We start from the raw sequence: 17577 nt of genomic DNA on the forward strand, positions 1-17577 counted from the left end.
ACGGCTTGAGCCCGCCACCCGTCACGTTCTCGATTTCCGTGGTGCGCGGAGCTACGATCAAGGCTCCGTTGCGGGATTGTTCACATTTCTCACAGGAAAATGTCCACTCAATTTATTAAGGGCAAGCCAACCGAAGGGCAACTATCGCTTTCTTGGGCTTATCAGATCGGCTGATCGCGCGCCAATCTTCTTGAATCGGCTATTTCCGGAGAATCGGTGTCTGTTAGTGTTACCGGCGACGACCGGGTCGTGCGGCGGGGGAGACGCCGGAGGTCCAGGCTCTGGGTGCACCCCCAGCCGCTTGCCCTGGTCAGCGTGGACCTGATCTGCATGGCGTTCACCGCGGCCAACGCGGGCCAGCAACTCCAGCGCATCGCGCTGGCGGGCATGCTGGTCGTCGCGTTCAACGGCCTCGGCGGCGGCTACGCGCCGCGCGTCCTGCCCTCCAGCCTGGATCGCGGCTTCTGGCTCGCCGGATCGGGACTCGTGGCCGCGCTCGCGGCCTTCTGGGAGGCGGCGACGCTCGCGGTCGTCGCGCTGAGCGCGCTGCTGTTCACCTTTCTCGCCCTGTGCGGCAGGAGCGTCGTCCACTTCGTCGTCCGCAGGGCACGCCGGCGCGGAAGGTCGGTGCCGGCCCTGGTGATCGGCGCGGACGCGCACGGGCACAGGCTGGCGGCGAGCCTGCTCGCCCATCCCGACTACGGCCTCCTCCCGCTGGGCTTCCTCGACGAGGGCGCCGGCACCGGCTCGGGCCTGCCCGTGCTCGGCAGGCTCGGTGACGTCGTCCACATCGTCCAGACCCACGGCGTACGTGCGGTGATCTTCGCCGGGCAGGGACAGCAGTCGATCGCCAGAACGGCGCGGGCGCTGGGCTGCGAGGTGTACCTGGCGCCCGACCTGGGCGAGCTGGTCGTCGACTTCGTCACTTTTCGCGAGCACGTACGCAGCCTGCCGCTCCTGCGGATGCGCTCCGAGGCGCGCCGCCGCCTCTCCTGGCCGCTGAAGCGGGTCCTCGACGTCACGGTGGCCGTGACGGGCCTGGTCGTCAGCGCGCCGATCCTCGCGATCTGCGCCCTGCTGATCCGCTCGGAGATCGGCAGCGGGCCGCTGTTCAGGCAGCGCCGCGTCGGCTATCTGGGCGCGCCGATCGAGATGGTCAAGCTCCGGACCATGAAGCCGGTGGACGCGCACGAGTCCGCCACCCTGTGGAGCGTCGCGAACGACAGCCGGGTCGGCCCCAGGGGCAGGCTGCTGCGCAGGACCTCATGCGACGAGCTGCCCCAGCTCTGGAACGTTCTCAAGGGCGACATGAGCATCGTCGGCCCCCGGCCGGAACGCCCGCACTTCGTCGAGGAGTTCTCCCGCACGATCCCCGGTTACGACCTGCGGCACCGGATGCCGGTGGGGATCACCGGATGGGCCCAGATCCACGGGTTGCGCGGGGACACCTCGATCGAGGAGCGCGCCCGCTTCGACAACTTCTACATCGACGGGTGGACCCTGCGATCAGACGTCAAGATCATGCTGCGCACGTTGTGGGCACTGCTCCGGCGAGGTGGGAGCTAGGCATGGGTACCGTCCGTCCGCGGCCCAGCGTGGCGGCCGCATGCACCGTGCTGCTCGCCTGCCTTCCGGCGTCGGGCCGGGGGGATCTGTCCACCGGCGTGCACGTCACCGCCGCGGACCTGGCCTCCGTCCTGCTGATCGCCGTCGCGGCCCTCGTCCTGCTCAGGAGCCGCCCGGCGGCCTCGCTGCCCGTCCGTGCCCTGGTGCTCGCGCCGGTCGCGGGCATGGTCAGCCTCGCGGCGCTGGCCTCCCCCGACCTGCTCGGCGGCCTGCCGGGCTACGCCAGGTACGTCCAGGTGTTCGTGCTGGTCCCGCTGGCCGTGCTGGTCACGGTCCGGAACCGTGCCGACGTCCTGATCGTGGGGGGCGCGCTCGTCGGAGCGGCGGCCGTGGAGGGGCTGGTGGGCTGCCTCCAGGCGTTCACCGGCACCGGCGCGTCGTATGCGGGCGAGCGGGTGCGGGCCGTCGGCACGTTCGGCGCGCCCGACGTCATGGGCATGGCGAGCGTGGTCAGCTATGGCGCGATCATCCTGCTGGCAGTCGGCCTGCGCCTGCGCGGCAGGCGGCGGGCCGCCGCGCTCGCGGGCGCCGCGCTGCTCTGCGTGCCCCTCGTCCTGTCGCTCAGCCGGGGCACCTGGCTCGCCCTGCTGTGCGCGGTGCTGGTCATGCTCTTCCTGTACCGCCGCGCGCTGGCCGCCCGGCTCCTCCTCGCCGGCGCCGTCGCGACGACGGTGCTGGCCTTCGGGCCGGGCACCGGCTGGGACCTGCTGGACCACCGGCTGGCCTCGATCGGCTCCGCCGTCTCCCAGCCCGACCGGTCCGTCAACGACCGGTACAGCCTGTGGCTGACCGCCACGGGCATGTGGATGGACCATCCGCTGACCGGGGCCGGGCCGCGTGGCTTCGCCCGGTTGCGGGACATGTACGCGCCCATCGAGCTGTCGTCCGGCAGCGACACCGACGACCCGGCGCACGGCTTCCAGCGCCGGCCCCTGCTGTCGCCGCACAACATGTACCTGCTGACGCTCAGCGAGCAGGGACTGCTCGGGCTGTCGGCCCTCCTGCTGTTCCTGGGGGCCCTGGCCAGGTGGGCCGTCCGGGGCGCCGCCCTGGCCGCGGCCGGGCTGCTGACCTGGCATCTCGTGGCCTTCTGCTACGGCGACATCGGCGGCCCCTCGACGGTCGTCATGTCCGTCGTCCTCGGGCTGGTGCTGTCGCTCGTCGCACGGCCCGCGGCGGTGGGACCGAGCGGTGGCATCCCGGTCCCGGCCGGCGGGGGAGTGGCGCCATGACGACGGCGACGTCACCCGCCGCCAGGGCCGTCAGCGTCACCGCGCTGCTCATCGGGCTCGGCTCGCTGCTCGGGTTCGCCCGGGACCTGCTGGTGGGCACGGTGTTCGGCGCCGACGCCGGCACCGACGCGTTCCTCGTCGCCTGGACGATCCCGGAGACCGCGGCCCCGCTGCTGATCGAGGGCGCCATGGCCTTCGTGCTGGTCCCGCTGTTCAGCCGGGCGGTGGAGGCGGGCGACGACGTGCGCGGCCTGGTGTCCTCGACGCTGCCGCGGCTGTGCCTGGGCCTGGCGGGGCTGGGCGCCCTGGTCGCCGTGGGCGCTCCTTACCTGGTCGGCCTGCTCGCGCCGGGCATCCCGCAGGCCGGGCTCGCCGCCGACTGCATGCGCGTGGCCGCCGTCACGATCCCGCTGTTCGGCCTGGCCGGATACCTGAGCGCCGTGCTGCGGGTGCACCAGGCGTTCGCGCCCCCGGCCGCCATCTACGTCGCCTACAACGTGGGGATCGTCGCCTGCGTGTGGACGCTGCGGGACCGGGGCGTGTACGCGGCGGCGCTCGGGGTGGCCGCGGGCGCCCTGGGCATGGTGCTCGTCCAGACGCCGGCATTCCTGCGGCGCATCGGGCCACCCCGCCGGCCCGCGCGCGGCGTGCCGCTGCCGCTGGCCGCGTTCCTGCCGGTCGCGGTCTTCACGCTGGTACGCCAGTGCCAGGTCTTCGTCGAGCGGTTCGTCGGCTCGTCGCTGCCCGAGGGGTCGATCTCCCACCTCAACTACGCGCAGAAGATCGCCCAGGTGCCGATGGTGCTGTCACTGATCGTGGCCACCGTGAGCTTTCCGCAGCTCGCCCGCTCCATCGCGGCGGGCGACACCGGGCGGGCCCGCCGGCGGATGGCCGGTGACCTGGCCGTCGCCTGCGCGGTGGTGCTGGCCGGCACCGCGGCGTTCCTCGCCTGCGCCCCGGACATCGTGGCCGTCCTGCTGGAGCACGGGGCGTTCACCGAGGCCGACACCGCCGCCACCGCGCACATCATGCGGGTGTACGCGCTCGGGCTGCTCGGCCAGGCGGTGGTCGGTGTCGCGTGCCGGGCCTACTTCTGCGGCGCCCGCGCCTCCTGGTACCCGGCCCTGGCGATGGCCGCAGGGCTGATCGTGACCGCCGTACTGGCCCGCCCGGCGTGGGGGGTCACGGGCATCGCCGCGGCCAACGCGGCCGGGATCACGCTGACCGCCGTACTGCTGCTGACGGGGCTGCGCAGCCGGGTCATGGCCCTGCCCTTCCGGATGGCTGTCGCGCCACTCCGCGGCCTGCTGCCGGCGGCCGCGGCCGCCACCGCGGCCGGCTGGGGAGCACGATCGCTGCTGGCGGACCTGCCGCGGCCGATCGCGCTGGCGCTGGCCGGGGCCGCGCTCGCCGCCACCTTCTGCGCCGTCGCGGCCGTCTCGGGCACCGCGCTCATCGGAACCACTCCGATCACCCGCCTGATCAGGATGCGAGGTCGTGCGTGAACGCCATGCCGTTCGTGCTCATGTACCACTCCGTGGAGAAATACGACAGCGACCCGTTCCGGGTCACCGTCTCTCCCGACCGCTTCGCCGGGCAGCTGCGCTGGCTGGCCGGGCGCGGCCTGACCGGCGTCTCGATGGGCGAGCTCCTGCGCGCCCGGGCCACCGGGAACGCCCGCGGCCTGGTCGGGCTCACCTTCGACGACGGGTACGACGACTTCCTCGGCGAGGTCGTGCCCGCCCTGCTCAGGCACCGGTTCACGGCCACCGTCTTCGTCCTCTCCGGCCTGCTCGGCGGGCACAACACGTGGGACGCCGGCGGGCCGCGCAAGCGGCTCATGGACGCCGACGGCGTGCGCCGGGCCGCCCGCCAGGGCATGGAGATCGGCTCCCACTCGGCCGGGCACCGCTCGCTGCCCGGTCTGGGCGAGGCCGAGCTGCGGGAAGAGGTGGCGACCAGCAAGGCGGTGCTGGAGGACATGCTCGGTGACCGGGTGAGCGGATTCTGCTACCCGTACGGGCACGTCACCGGTCGCGAGGTGGCCGCCGTCCGCGACGCGGGCTACTCCTACGCCTGCGCGATCTGGAGATCCGAGCTCAGCGGCGGGCACGCGCTGCCACGGACCTACGTCGGCGACCGTGACGGCGCCCTGCGGCTGCGCGCCAAATGGCTGCGCCACCGGGTCCGGTGGGGCCGATGAAGGTCCTGCACGTCATCACCGGTCTGGCGGCGGGCGGGGCGGAGCAGCAGCTGCGGTCCCTGCTGCCGCACCTGGGCGTCCGGAGCGAGGTCGCGGTGCTCACCGGCCGCGGCGTGGTCGCCGACGCCATCGAGCGCACCGGCGTGCCCGTCCACTACGCGGGCATGCGCGGCAACAGGGATCTGCGGGCCGTCGGGCGGCTCGCCCGGCTGATGCGCTCCCGGCGCTACGACGTGGTGCACACCCATCTCTACCGGGCCTGCGTGTACGGCCGGCTGGCGGCCCGGCTGGCGAACGTCCCGGCGATCGTGGCGACGGAGCACTCGATCGGGTGCGAGCACATCGAGGGACGCCGCCTCACTCACCCCATCAGGGCCCTGTACCTGGCCAGCGAGCGGCTGGGACACCTCACCGTGGCCGTCTCGCCGTCCGTGGCCGACCGGCTGGCCAGGTGGGGGGTGCACCGCTCGCGCATCGTGGTGATCCCCAACGGCGTCGACGGTACGGCGTTCGGCTTCGACGCGGCCCTGCGCCGGCGTACCCGGAAGCGGCTGGGGCTGGCGGACGACGCGTTCGTGATCGGCGGGGTGGGCCGGCTGGAGCCGGGCAAGCGCTTCGACCTGCTGGTGGAGGCGATGCCCTCGCTCGAACCCGCGGTCCTGCTGCTGGTCGGCTCCGGCTCGTGCGAGCCGCGGCTGCGGGAGCTGGCCCGCGCGGCGGGCGCCGATCGCCGGGTGATCTTCGCGGGCGAGTCGCTCGACGTGCGGGCCATGCTGTCGGCGATGGACGTGCTGGCCGCGCCCTCGGCGGAGGAGACGTTCGGCCTGGCGGTCGTCGAAGCGCTCGCCTGCGGCCTCCCGGTCCTGTACGACACCTGCCCGGCCATCGACGACCTGCCGCCCGGCTCGGCCCCGGGAGCCCGCCGCGTCGCGCCGGACCGGCTGGCCGCGGAGCTGTCCGCCCTGGTCGCCCGCCCGCCGGGCCGGCTGGCCCCGCCCGACGCCCTTCGGCTCTACGAGATCCGCCGCCAGGCGGGGCAACTGGAGTCGCTCTACCTGCGCCTGCTGGGCGCCGTACCCACGGAGGAGTACCGATGACCTGGATCATGGGCCTGATCTCGCGATGGTGGCTGCCGCTGTCGCTGGCGTTCGGGATGCTGGGCGGGCTGGCGTACACGCTGGCCAGGGACACCGTCTACGCCGCCGACGCCTATGTCATGGTGGCCGGCGGGGACCCGGCCAGGGCCGCCCACTTCGCCTCCGCCTACGCCCGGATCGCCGGCCATCCGGGACTGATCACCAGCGGTGAGGCCGAACAGGACGCGCTGAGCGTGGCGGCCACCCCCGACGCCCCGATGCTCCGCCTCACCTTCATGGCCCCGGAGGCGACGGAGGCCGCGGAGCGCGTCAACCGGGCGGCGGCCGCGCTCGTCCACTACGCCAACTCCCATGCCGCCCAGACCGACGTGCGGCTGGTGCCCTTCGCGACCGCGACGCCGCCGCTCCACCCGGCGTCCCCCGTGCTGCTGATCTGCGTGGCCATCGGCGGCTGCGGTGCCGTCCTGGTGGCCGGCCTCGTACGCCTGGCCGCCCCGCCGGCCCGCCAGGCCGCGCCCCGCGCGCCGGAACCGGCGTTGACCGGGGCGAACGCGTGAGCCGGTCCCCCTCCGCGCAGAGCTCACGAGCGGGACTCACGCTGCGGGTCGTCAGGGAGGCTGCGGAGCTGGCGGCGTTGTCGGCGGACTGGGCGGATCTCTACGCGCGCAGTTCGGCCGCCACGCCCTTCCAGTCGTTCGGCTGGCTCCGCTCCTGGTGGCGGGTCTACGGGACCCCGGGGCGGCTGCGCGTGTTCCTGGCCCACCGGGGCGGGCGGCTCGTCGCGGCGGCGCCGTTCCGGCTGGAGTACCGGTCGGGCTGCCGGGCGCTGACACCCGTCGGCGGGGCGCAGTCCGACTTCACCGACATCGTGGTGGACGACTCCGAGGGCGACGCCGGGCTGGGCGAGCTACGGGCCGCGCTGCTCACCCAGCCGGGCTGGGACGTGATCGACCTGCCCGAGGTGCGGCCCGGCGCGGCCGCCGGCCGGCTGGCCGAGCTGTGGGCGGGCAGGACGTGGACCCTGCCCGCCTCCACCTGCCTCCAGCTGCCGGGCCGCCCGGTCGACGAGGTGCTCGCGGGGCTGAGCACGCGGCGGGCGCGCCGGCTGCGGTCGGCGCTCCGCAAGCTCGACGCCTTGGACGTGTCGGCGGTGTCCGTCGGGCCTGATCAGGTCGAGCGGGCGATGACGGAGCTGCTGCGCCTGCACGCCCTGCAATGGGCCAACCGGCCGATCAACGCCCAGCACACGCAGCCGCGTTTCATGGACCACCTGGTGAGGGCCGCGCGGGCGATGGTGGCCGACGGCCACGCGGCGCTGACGGAATACCGGATCCGCGGGCGGCTGCTGGCGTCGGACTTCGTGGTGGTCGGCAAGGACTTCGTGGGCGGTTACCTGTACGGGGTCCACCCGGAGCTGCGCGCCGAGGTCGACGTCCTGACGATGCTGCTGCGCCAGAACCTGGGCATCGCTCACCGGCTCGGCAAGCCGGTGCTCAGCATGCTGCGCGGGGACGAGCCGTACAAGGCGAAGTGGGAATGCCTGGCCGTCGCCAATCGGCGGGTGCTGCTGGGGCACGGCGTCCGCGCCTCCGGATACGCGGCGACCGCCGGCATGCGCAGGGCGACCAGGGACCTGTTGCGGCGGCGCTGCCCCCGCCTGGCGGAGAGGGTTGCGACATGGCGTTGAGGCCGAGCGTGCTGCACGTCACGCAGCCGGTGGACGGCGGTGTCGGGGCGTACGTGGCCACGGCCGCGGCCGACCAGGCCCGGCGGGGCTGGCGGGTCGCCGTCGCCTGCCCGCCCACCGGCCGGCTGGCCGACGACCTGGACGGCCTGGGCGTGCCCCGGCTGGACTGGACGGCGAGCCGGGCGCCGGGACCGGCCGACGTCGTGCCGGCGGCCCGGTTGCGGCGCATCGTCCGCGCGTTCGGCCCCGACGTGGTGCACCTCCACTCGTCCAAGGCCGGGCTGGCGGGCCGGCTCGCGATCAGGGGGCGGGTGCCCACCCTGTTCCAGCCGCACGGCTGGTCCTGGCCGGCCGCCCGGGGCCCGGTCGCCGCGGCGGCACTGAGCTGGGAACGGCTGGCCGTACGCTGGACCGCCCGGGTGATCTGCGTGGGCGAGGGAGAGGCCGAGCTGGCCAGGCGGCACGGAGTCACCGGCGATCTCGTCGTGGTGCGCAACGGCGTCGACCTGCGCCGCTTCCGGCCGGCCGGCCCGCGCGAACAGGTCGCGGCCCGGACCCGCCACGGCGTCCCCGCCGAGGCGCGGCTGGCGGTCTGCGTGGGCAGGGTCACCCGGCAGAAGGGGCAGGACCTGCTGCTGGCGGCGTGGGAACGGGTCGCCGGGCGCGACGCGCGGGCCCGGCTGGCGATCGTCGGCGACGGGCCGCTGCTCCCCGCGCTGCGGTCACGGGCCGTGCCGCGCGTTCACTTCGCCGGCGCCGTGGCCGACCCCCGGTCCTGGTACGCCGCGGCGGACGTGGTGGTGTTGCCCTCCCGCTGGGAGGGCCTGCCGCTGACCGCGCTGGAGGCGCTGGCCACGGGCAGGCCGCTGGTCGCCTGCGCGGTTCCGGGCCTCGCCGAACTGGTGGCCGGCGGGGTCGGCGCCGCCGTCGCGCCCGGCGACGAGGCGGCGCTGGCCGAGGCGCTGCTGCTCAGGCTCGGGCAACCCGCGCTGGCCGCCGCGGAGGGCGTGGCCGCCGCCGCGCTGGCGGGCGCGTTCGACGTGGACGACTCGATGGACTCGCTGGCCGGGCACACGCTCGGGCTGCTGGGCGGGGCCACAGGGGCGGAAGCCGAGATCGGGACCGGAAAAGGAGCCGGGGCGGGCACCGGCGTCGGGATCGCCCCCGGCGACCTGGGCCCGCGCAGCCGCCTGCGGAAGACCTCCGACGAACGCGGGTTCGACGAGCACTGCCAGATGCCGTGAGGACAGTAATCGGTGATCGAGTGATAGGCCACGTTGTGACTGCTGATCCAGTCGAGCATCCGGCGCACGAAGGCGGGCCGGTCGCCGTGGCGGAACAGCCCCCACTCCGGGAAGGACATGGGCTTGCCGTGCTGGGCCGCGAAGTCGGCATGGGCGCGCAGGCCGTAGGGCTGCTCGACGTAGTCGGCGAAGTTGTGTCCCGGCCCCTGGTCGTAGGTGTCCATGCCGATGATGTCGACCGCGTCGTCACCCGGGTAGCACTGCGTCCAGGGGATCGCGTCGTGGCCCCGGCTGGGGGCGAAGTCGAACAGGAAACGCTGTCCGGGCGTGGCCCGCATGGTCGTCACGATGCGCCGCCAGTACTGCTTCCACGCCTCCGGGTTGGGCGCGCACCGGCTGGAGTAGGTGGTGCCGTTCATCTCCCAGCCGAGCACGATGATCGTGTTCGCGGCGCCCGAGGAGACCAGCTTGCGGGCCAGCCGCCGGAAGTGGCGGTCATGAACGCCCTGCGCCCCCGCGATGAGCTGCTGCGACACGGCCGGGTCGGGCATGCCGGACTCGTTCGGCGCGACCATCGGCACGTTCAGCGCCAGGATCCGGTCCGGGCGGGCGGCTCGCCAGCGGGTCCACGGGTCCAGGATGAACGGCGCGCCCTCGATCGACTTCCAGCGCTCGCCGGGCAGGTAGGTACGCCCCACCGTCACCTCGCTCCGCAGCCACGACTCGAAGCCCGCCAGGAGTTGGGGACCGCGGGAGTCCGAGGCGAGGAAGACGCCGAGCGCCGCGTGCGGACGGGACCGGCCGTCAGGCTTTCTGCCGGTGTGCTTGGCGAGGCCGAGCCCGGTCACCGTCACCGAAGCCACGACGATCACCAGCGACCCGTGCCGGACAATGTTTCGCGCCGCCATCGCACATCCCCGATTGCTGCCTTTGTATCCCTCCCTATACCCCAGGTAACGGCAAGCGGAATATCCGACTCGCGACTTGCCGATCCCATAGCCGGTCGCGAAGGAGGAGGACGTAAAAAGATGCTCGACTGCACAGTCCCGGCGCTCGTGGTGCGGCTGGACGCCAATATCTTTCACCATGGGACGCTCGGCGCCATTCGCTCCCTCGGCAGGGCGGGGGTCGAGGTGCACGGGCTGATCGCGGGCGGGCACGCGCCGACCTCCTGTTCCCGATACCTGACGCGGATCCACGGGTGGCCGTGCGATCGCGACGTCGTGCAGGCGCTCAAGCAGGTCGCCGACGACATCGGGCGCCGGGCCGTCCTGCTGCCACTGGACGACGAGACCGCCATCGCCGTGGCGGAGCGCGCCGCCCAGCTGCGCCCGTACTACCTCCTGCCCGACCAGGAGCCCGGCCTGCCGCGCACGCTGGCGGACAAACACCTGCTGTCCCAGCTGTGCGCCACGCTCGGGATCGCCCAGCCGGAGACCCGCCTGATCACCGGCGAGCGCGACGCCGCCGCGGCCGTCGCCGACTTCGGCCTGCCGCTGGTCGCCAAGTGGGCGCAACCCTGGCTGCTGCCGGCCGGCAGCGGGCTGCGCAACACCACCCTCGTGCGCAAGGCCGGCCAGGTGGCCCGGCTGCTCCGGCACGCGGAGGGCCGCGACCTGCTCTTCCAGCGATTCGTACGGGGAGGCCGGCGCCCGGACTGGTTCTTCCACGGCTACTTCGACGAGAACTCCCGCTGCCTGTACGGCGGCGCGGGACGCAAGGAACGTGCCTGGCCGAAGGGCGCCGGGCTCACCACCTACGGCCGGTGGCTGCCCAATCCCGTCGTCGAGGGCACGGCTCGCGAGCTGGCGACGACGCTGAGGTACCGCGGGCTCCTCGACCTCGACTTCCGCCACGACCCGGCGGCCGACACCTACTACCTGCTGGACTTCAACCCCCGGCTGGGCGCCCAGTTCCGGCTGTTCAGCGACAGCGGCGGCCTGGACCTGGTACGGGTCGCGCACCTGCACCTGTCCGGCCGGCGAGCGGTGCGGGGACGGGCCGGTCACGGCCGGACGTACGTGGTGGAGAACTACGACGTCCTCACCGCCGGGCCGAGGAGCCTGCGCGCCATGTGCGCGGCCGACGAGTTCGCCTGGTTCGCCGGCGACGACCCCCTCCCCTTCCTGGCCATGGCCCAGCAGACGATGAGGCGCGGGTTCACCCGGCTGACCAGGCCATGGAACTAGTGCCCGGCGATCATGGAGGAGAATGTGCGTACCCCGGTCATTGACGTGGCTGTCGTCGGCGCGGGCCCGTACGGGCTCTCCGTGGCGGCGCACGCCCTGCACGCCGGGCTGGACACCCGGGTGTTCGGCACGCCGATGCGGGCCTGGGAGTTCCACATGCCCCGGGGCATGCTGCTGAAGTCCGAGGCGGCCGCCTCCCATCTCGGCGACCCCGGCCGGCGGCACGGCCTGGACGCCTTCCACCGCTGCTCCTTCGGCGAGCCGGTGCCCGTGGAACGGTTCGTCGCCTACGGCAGGTGGTTCCACGCGCGAGCGGTCGGCCCGGCCCTGCACGAGACGGAGGTGACGTCCGTCGGCCGCGAGGGCCCGCTGTTCGCGCTCTCGCTGGCGTCGGGGGCGTGCGTGCTGGCCAGGACCGTCGTGCTGGCCGTGGGCTTCCTGCCGTTCGCCCATCGGCCCGGCGTCCTGGCCGGGCTGCCGCCCGAGGCGGTCACGCACAGCTCCGACCACCATGACCTGAGCACGTTCGCGGGCCGGGACGTGACCGTGGTGGGCGCGGGCCAGTCGGCCCTGGAGACCGCGACGTTGCTGGCGGAGGCCGGGGCGCGCGTCCGGGTCGTCGCCCGGTCCGGCGCGCTGGCCTGGAACGACGTCCCCGCCGAGCGGCGCTCGCTGCTGACGCGCGTGCTGGCGCCCCGGTCGGGGCTCGGTGCCGGCTGGCCGTCCGTGGCCTGGTCGCGGATGCCGGACGCGGTCAGGTACCTGCCGGGGCCCGCGCGCCGCCACATCGTACGCACCGCGCTCGGACCCGCCGGGTCCTGGTGGTTGCGGGAGCGGTTCGAGGGCGCCGTCACGGAGGTCCTGGGCCGGCGGCTGACCTCGGCCGAGTACGGCGACGGGGTCCGGCTGCGGCTGCGGGACGGCGCGGGAGCGGTCACCGTACTGGAGACCGAGCACGTGATCGCGGCGACCGGCTACCGGGTGGACGTGGCCAGGATCGGGATCCTTGAGGACGGTCTACGCCGGGCGCTGGGGGCGTCCGGTCCCACGCCGCGGCTCGGCCGTGCCTTCGAGACCCCCGTCGCCGGGTTGTACCTGGTCGGGCTCGCGGCGGCGGCGACGTTCGGGCCGGCCATGCGGTTCGTGTACGGCTGCGGCTTCGCCGCCCGGCGCCTGACCGGGGGCCTCGTGAGCCGCCTGCACCGGCCGCGGCGGTCGTGACCCGGCACCTGTCCACATTCAGCCCAGCAACCACTACTCGGGGGTAACAACTATGGCATTCGCTGCGATAGCGGCCGGTACGGCCATCGTGTTCGCCGGCGCTTCGGGGACCGTCGTTCCCGCCGCGCCCGCTGAGGAGGCGGCATCGTCGTCCTTCACCAACTCGGCGAAATCGGCCGTGGGCCGGATGCCGTCCGGCGTGACGGTGACCGTGCGCAAGAAGATGATCGGCCGGGCACGGGTGGCCTCGGCCGCGGCGTTGCCCGCGGACCTGTCGGCGCCCGCCGACGACTATCTCGTCCCGGCCAACGCCAAGATGATGCCGGGGTTCATCGACCTCTATGAGAACTTCGCCGTCAAGCCGGGCGCCTGGACCGACGTGGCCAGGCTGACGTTCACGTTCTCCAGGCCCGTACGGGATCCGCACCTGCACCTCTACGGCACCGGCGGCGCCTCGGGCCGCTCGGCGAACCGCCGCGACGACTACTGGCCCGCCGTGGACCTGATCAAGGGGGTCCCGGCCAAGCCCGCCTTCTCCCGGGCGGCCGGCTTCCCCGGCTACCGGGTCACCCCCGGATCGGTCGAGCCGGAACGGGTGTACCGCGCCAAGTCCACCTCGTGCGGCGTGGTGTACACGTGCGGCACGATCAAGGTGAACGGCACCGTCAGCGCGTTCACCGTCAAGCTGCGGGCCCACGACGTGCGCTACGGCTCCGGCGGGTCGACGCCGCAGCTGTGGGCCGCGTTGAAGCTGTCCTTGACCGAGGACGACTCCGACGCGCCCGCCTCGTACGGCGCGGCCTCCCACACGATCGGCGACTCCCATCTGGGAAGCTCCGTCAGCGCGGACCACACCGACGCGGTCAGCATGACGCCACGCGCGCTGCCCATCGGCACGGACGCCGACGACGCGGTGGCCACCTCGTCGTCGTGGGTCGCGAGCGGCGGCCGGGGCTACGCGCTGGCGGTGCCCGTGACGGCCGGATCGCCGTCGACGGTCGCCGGCTGGATCGACTTCGACCACAACGGCCGTTTCGACGTCGGCGAGCGCGCCGTCGCGGAGGTCGCCACGGGCGCCACCACCGCCCTGCTGCACTGGACCGTTCCCTGGACGTGGTACGCCGCCCCCACCTGGATACGGCTGCGCCTGGCCGCCGGGTCCGAGGCCCTGGACTCGCCCGTGGGCTGGGCCGGGAGCGGCGAGGTCGAGGATCACCGGATCCAGCTCGCCCCCGACCCCGCGTTCGCGGGGGTCACGGACGCGAGCCCGCACGACGTGCTCTTCTGCACCAATCCCACCTGCTTCATGATCGACCGGGCGCTGCGCGGCTCGGGCCACGCGTTCTGGTGGTAGCCGCCCGCCCCGGGCAGGCACGTGCCGGCCGGGTCATTCCAGGCGGACGTCGTCCAGTTCGACGACGAGCAGCTTGCCGAGCAGGTGCGGCAGGTCGCCCTCGGCGGGCAGCGGAACGCGGAGGTTGAGCTCGCGGGGAGTGAGCCGGCCAGGTTCGTAGGCGTCACCATGGACCGCGGCGGGTCTGACCCTCGCCACGGACGCCGCGACGGCGCCGACAGAGCGCAGGTGCGGGCAGAGCCGGAGGGCGATCGGCCGGCAGGCCCGGCAGCACGGCGGGGTCACGGTCCACAGAGGGCCGGCCGGACGGTTGAGCGGGTCCCACTCGTCGCAGGGGATCAGCCAGCCGATCCGGCCGTCGCCGCCGACCGCGGTGCCGCCACAGACCTGGCAGCGACGGTCGGTCATCGCGGCGAGGTGCCGGCCGGTGTGGACGGTGGCGAACTGCGGCCGGCCGTGGCCGATCCGATCCCGGTGCCACAACACGCCGAACCTGCGGTCGCCGGGCAGCTCGTCCCGGTAGGAGAGGCGCTCACCGCGCCAGCACATTCCCAGGCCGGGGCCGGCCGGATCAGCGCTCCAGCGTACGACCCAGGGAACGGGCAGCCCCCGCCACACCTGGCCCGCCACGGGGACGCCACCGTCATGAGGACACTTGGGACACCGCGCCTGAGAGCGGCCGGACGTCGTAGTGCTGCCGTACGGTCGAGTCGTTGGTCTCCGTGATGACCGCCACGCCGGTGGCCGGCTCGCCCGCCGCCCCGTCCTGCAAATAGGTGTTCGGCAGCAGCAGGGTCAGGATGACCTCGGAGCCGCTGCGGTTGATCGGGACGAGCTCCGCTGTGACCAGCCGGCCGATGCCGACGGAGGACTCCTCCAGTTGACCGTCTCCGGTGAAATGCCGGTCCTGAAGGTAGGGCTTGTCCCCGTTGAGGGAGAGGTCGCCCTGCCGGTAGGTGATCTCGATGCCGGGGCCGCGGAGTTCGTATTTCGTGGTGTCGCTCATCGAAAGTCCTCCATGACGGTTGCAGCGGAATGCGCGACCTGCGGACGGTATTCACCTCGCCAACGGATCGCCAAGGAAAAATTGCGTCAGCACCCGCGCCCGCACGCCGTCACGTTTCTCGATTTCCGTGGTACGCGAGGCTACAATCGAGGCGCCAACGGGAATTGTTCGGGTATTCCAGCGGGAGGGGGAGCACCATGCGTTCCTCTACCTCCACGTCGAAATCCTGGCTTCCCACGCGTAAGTGGTGGTCCATGCTCGTGGTGGCGGTCGGAGCCCTGGCCGTCAACTGGATCAACACCGGCCAGTTCACCAAGGAGATCGCCATCGCCCTGGTGGGTCTCCTCGTACAGGCCGCCACCACCTACCTCATCCCCAACCAGGACACACCCGGTGGGGTGCCCATCGCCAGGCGCGGCACGACCTCCCCTCACAGATTTCCCCAGTGATCCGATGCGTGGCCCGCCGGTTCAGGCGGACTTCCGCAGCGGGCGCTTCCGCCGCGGCGGCTTGAGCGCCGACTTCAGCGCGGCTTCCGTCTCCTCGCCGTATATGCCGGTCTTGGCGATGCCCGCCTTTCCCTGCAGCCACTTGACGGCTGCCTCGGTCAGCGGGCCGAAGTCCCCGTCCACCATCAGTTCCGGAGAGCGCCCGGCCGCGTTCAGTGCCCGCTGGAGCTGCGAGACCGGTAGCCCCGCCGAGCCTGCGGACAGCGGGGGAGTGCCGTCAGGGATGACCAGCGTGGAGGTCCCTCCCAGGGCGAGCGTCCGGAGTTGCGAACGGTCGCCCAGGTAGACGTTGACGTCGCAGAGCCCCTCGGGGAATCCCGGTAGCTTGCCGCAGTCGCTGAACTGGAGGATGGAGACGGACTCGTCGCCGTAGCCCCGCCACCACGCGGCGGGCACGCGGTCGTACAACGTCCCGGGCGCCCCCTCGCCGGAGACATAGTGCGACTCCCACAGCGTGTCGAAGAAGGACAGGTCGCCCTCCCCGGTCTCCCTCCAGTACCAGCGGGGGAAGTAGCCGAGCACGGGATGCCCGCCGGTGTGGTTCTTGAACTCCGTCACCCACTTCCGCGCGTCCTCGGCCGTCGCCTGCCTGCTGACGCCGTCCCGTCTCTCCACGTCCAGCGCGATCATCAGCGGGGACACGTCGCCGACGGTCTCCAGGAAGAGCTCGACCTGTCGCGTGATGTCGGCATCGCCGCGCAGGTAGCAGTACGCGCCGGGCACGAACCGCTCGCCCAGGGCCAGCATGCCGGCGCGGTTGCGCGGCCAGGTGCGGTCCTTGAAGTGGACGCCCTCGGTCGCCTTGGCGAAGGCGAACTCGACTCCCGCCGCCGCGACGGCGTCCCAGTCCACCTTGCCGTTCCAGTTGGATACGTCGACCCCGAACATGGTCACCACCTGCGCCATTGTCGTAGTTTCCACGGTCGCCTATGCGGTTGTTCTTCCGGTTATTGCGCGATATTTCACGACGTTTCATGACAAGGATATCGGGAGCGGAAGTCCAGCCGCTCAAGGTGCGGGTCAAAGTCGCCTGGCAAACCATCCAACTGCTCCGCGATCGGCGCAAATCAGGAATTAAGTATGTTTGGTTTTCTTGAGGTGATATGTCGGGCCGGAGGGGGCAGGCCCACGAGTCAGGTACGTACCCGTGCCGTGGCCTGATGGCCCGGCCGCTGGAGCCGGTGGCGGTGCCGGCCGGCTTTCCATGCCGCCAAGTCGCGGCGTTCAGGGCGTCTCTTGGGTGTCGTTCGCCGATCGTCATTCATGCCTGGCGTCAGGGACGTCGCGTCCCGACCAGGAAGGCTGATCATGAGCAGGAGACCGGAAGCGGAACTCGTGGCGGAAGCCGTGGACGTCCATGCCTGGGGTCCCACCGAGCTGGACGAGGAGCAGGTACTGGTCTCGCTCGGCTACGTCCTCAACCCGGAGACCGGCGTGTACGAGCAGGGGCCGAACGGAAGGAGGAGACCGTCATGACCGCCGAGAAGATGGTGAAGCGGGCGAGCGACGACCTCGGCCTGTCGGGCCGGCCGAATGTCATCACCCGCTGGTACGCCGATCGGAACGGGTCGGAGTTCCTGACGGAACCATGGTGCGACATGTCCATCACGTACTGGGCACGGCACTCCGACAACGGCGCGGCGGTCCTGCCGAACGGGGACCGCGCCTACACGGTGTGGCACGCCCAGGACGGCGAACAACTCGGCCGCTGGCACGAAGGCACCGTGGCCAACATCAAGCAGTACGCACGGCCCGGCGCGCTGGTGTTCTTCGACTGGGGCGGCACCAACTCCATCGGCCGGATCGACCACATCGGCCTCGTCGAGAAGAACCTCGGCGACGGCAGGCTGCAGACGATCGAGGGCAACACCGATGACGCCTGCAAGCGACGCGTACGCGACGCGTCGGTGATCGCCGGGTTCTGGAACCCGGACTACGAACGGAACGAGAGCTGGACGGAGGCCATCGTGAGAGAGCTCCCGATACTCAGTCAGGGCGACCAGGGCCCGCACGTGCGCACGATGCACCACCTGATGCTCGCCAGGGACGTGCCGGGGCTGGAGGGCGTCAGCGACGCCATGTTCACCCCGGCCCATTCCGCGGGCATCCGCGACCTTCAGGCGGCCGCGGGGATCGAGGCCGACGGCGTCGTCGGGCCGCAGACCTGGCCGGTGCTGCTCGCGGTGCACTGACAACCGGCCACGAACCG

Annotated in this window: 18 protein-coding genes and 1 pseudogene; 15 read left to right on the plus strand and 4 right to left on the minus strand. The window is 72.6% G+C overall.

Translation table 11 applies throughout. The features are described from left to right. The first annotated feature begins 216 nt into the window (after positions 1–216). Genes BLS95_RS45455 through BLS95_RS45480 form a run of 8 tightly spaced genes read left to right on the plus strand, consistent with a single transcriptional unit; the run spans position 217 to position 9089 of the window. Entirely contained in the window at positions 217–1566 is a 1350-nt protein-coding gene (locus BLS95_RS45455) for a sugar transferase (RefSeq protein ID WP_143044160.1), read from the plus strand. Positions 1567–1568: 2 nt separating this feature from the next. Then, on the plus strand, positions 1569–2858 hold the full coding sequence (locus tag BLS95_RS57260) for an O-antigen ligase family protein (protein WP_218136292.1): 1290 nt from the start codon (positions 1569–1571) through the stop codon (positions 2856–2858). Then, positions 2855–4363, plus strand: coding sequence for a lipid II flippase MurJ (locus tag BLS95_RS57265; RefSeq protein WP_218136293.1), 1509 nt, complete (start codon positions 2855–2857; stop codon positions 4361–4363). Before BLS95_RS57260 ends, BLS95_RS57265 begins: the two co-directional genes overlap by 4 nt. A 5-nt stretch (positions 4364–4368) precedes the next feature. Beyond that, positions 4369–5061, plus strand: coding sequence for a polysaccharide deacetylase family protein (locus BLS95_RS45465; protein ID WP_218136300.1), 693 nt, complete (start codon positions 4369–4371; stop codon positions 5059–5061). Then, positions 5058–6158, plus strand: coding sequence for a glycosyltransferase (locus BLS95_RS45470; RefSeq protein WP_090945892.1), 1101 nt, complete (start codon positions 5058–5060; stop codon positions 6156–6158). Before BLS95_RS45465 ends, BLS95_RS45470 begins: the two co-directional genes overlap by 4 nt. Beyond that, a complete protein-coding gene (locus BLS95_RS54955; protein WP_143044161.1) occupies positions 6155–6715 on the plus strand; it encodes a YveK family protein in 561 nt (186 codons plus the stop codon). The genes BLS95_RS45470 and BLS95_RS54955 overlap by 4 nt, the downstream gene beginning before the upstream one ends. Then, a complete protein-coding gene (locus tag BLS95_RS45475) occupies positions 6712–7845 on the plus strand; it encodes a GNAT family N-acetyltransferase (protein WP_143044162.1) in 1134 nt (377 codons plus the stop codon). Before BLS95_RS54955 ends, BLS95_RS45475 begins: the two co-directional genes overlap by 4 nt. Then, a complete protein-coding gene (locus BLS95_RS45480; RefSeq protein ID WP_176993731.1) occupies positions 7836–9089 on the plus strand; it encodes a glycosyltransferase in 1254 nt (417 codons plus the stop codon). Before BLS95_RS45475 ends, BLS95_RS45480 begins: the two co-directional genes overlap by 10 nt. Before the next feature lie 218 nt (positions 9090–9307). Here BLS95_RS45480 and BLS95_RS60040 read toward each other — a convergent pair. Next, positions 9308–9664 (minus strand): annotated as a pseudogene (locus BLS95_RS60040) (glycosyl hydrolase); the annotation flags it as partial. Between BLS95_RS60040 and BLS95_RS56330 the strand changes: the two are divergent. The 4 genes from BLS95_RS56330 (at position 9609) to BLS95_RS45495 (ending at position 13853) form a co-directional block, all read left to right on the plus strand. Beyond that, entirely contained in the window at positions 9609–9776 is a 168-nt protein-coding gene (locus BLS95_RS56330) for a hypothetical protein (RefSeq protein WP_176993726.1), read from the plus strand. The pseudogene BLS95_RS60040 and the gene BLS95_RS56330 sit on opposite strands and share 56 nt — an antisense overlap. Before the next feature lie 341 nt (positions 9777–10117). Beyond that, complete coding sequence (locus tag BLS95_RS45485; protein ID WP_090945849.1) at positions 10118–11278, plus strand: carboxylate--amine ligase; 1161 nt, start codon at positions 10118–10120, stop codon at positions 11276–11278. A 24-nt stretch (positions 11279–11302) separates the two neighbouring features. Beyond that, the gene (locus tag BLS95_RS45490) at positions 11303–12499 is read left to right on the plus strand and encodes an NAD(P)-binding domain-containing protein (protein ID WP_176993732.1); all 1197 of its coding nucleotides are present in this window, start codon (positions 11303–11305) and stop codon (positions 12497–12499) included. A gap of 52 nt (positions 12500–12551) precedes the next feature. Continuing rightward, positions 12552–13853, plus strand: a complete 1302-nt coding sequence (locus BLS95_RS45495) for a GEVED domain-containing protein (protein ID WP_143044163.1) — start codon at positions 12552–12554, stop codon at positions 13851–13853. Between the two features lie 33 nt (positions 13854–13886). On the opposite strand, the gene BLS95_RS45500 is transcribed toward BLS95_RS45495, so the two are convergent. Then, the gene (locus tag BLS95_RS45500; RefSeq protein WP_143044164.1) at positions 13887–14483 is read right to left on the minus strand and encodes a hypothetical protein; all 597 of its coding nucleotides are present in this window, start codon (positions 14481–14483) and stop codon (positions 13887–13889) included. A 13-nt stretch (positions 14484–14496) separates the two neighbouring features. After that, a complete protein-coding gene (locus BLS95_RS45505) occupies positions 14497–14859 on the minus strand; it encodes a hypothetical protein (protein WP_090945853.1) in 363 nt (120 codons plus the stop codon). 197 nt (positions 14860–15056) lie between these two features. On the opposite strand from BLS95_RS45505, the gene BLS95_RS45510 reads away from it, so the two are divergent. Next, a complete protein-coding gene (locus tag BLS95_RS45510) occupies positions 15057–15308 on the plus strand; it encodes a hypothetical protein (protein ID WP_143044165.1) in 252 nt (83 codons plus the stop codon). Between the two features lie 21 nt (positions 15309–15329). Here BLS95_RS45510 and BLS95_RS45515 read toward each other — a convergent pair whose 3' ends face one another. Next, entirely contained in the window at positions 15330–16274 is a 945-nt protein-coding gene (locus BLS95_RS45515) for a GH25 family lysozyme (RefSeq protein ID WP_090945855.1), read from the minus strand. 402 nt (positions 16275–16676) lie between these two features. On the opposite strand from BLS95_RS45515, the gene BLS95_RS56335 reads away from it, so the two are divergent. Further along, entirely contained in the window at positions 16677–16844 is a 168-nt protein-coding gene (locus tag BLS95_RS56335; RefSeq protein WP_176993733.1) for a hypothetical protein, read from the plus strand. After that, positions 16841–17560 carry a CHAP domain-containing protein gene (locus BLS95_RS45520; RefSeq protein ID WP_090945856.1) on the plus strand — a complete coding sequence of 240 codons (720 nt, stop codon included), beginning with the start codon at positions 16841–16843 and terminating at the stop codon, positions 17558–17560. The genes BLS95_RS56335 and BLS95_RS45520 overlap by 4 nt, the downstream gene beginning before the upstream one ends. Positions 17561–17577: the final 17 nt, after the last annotated feature.

It is taken from the genome of Nonomuraea jiangxiensis (assembly GCF_900099965.1).
In the GTDB taxonomy this organism is placed as follows: domain Bacteria; phylum Actinomycetota; class Actinomycetes; order Streptosporangiales; family Streptosporangiaceae; genus Nonomuraea; species Nonomuraea jiangxiensis.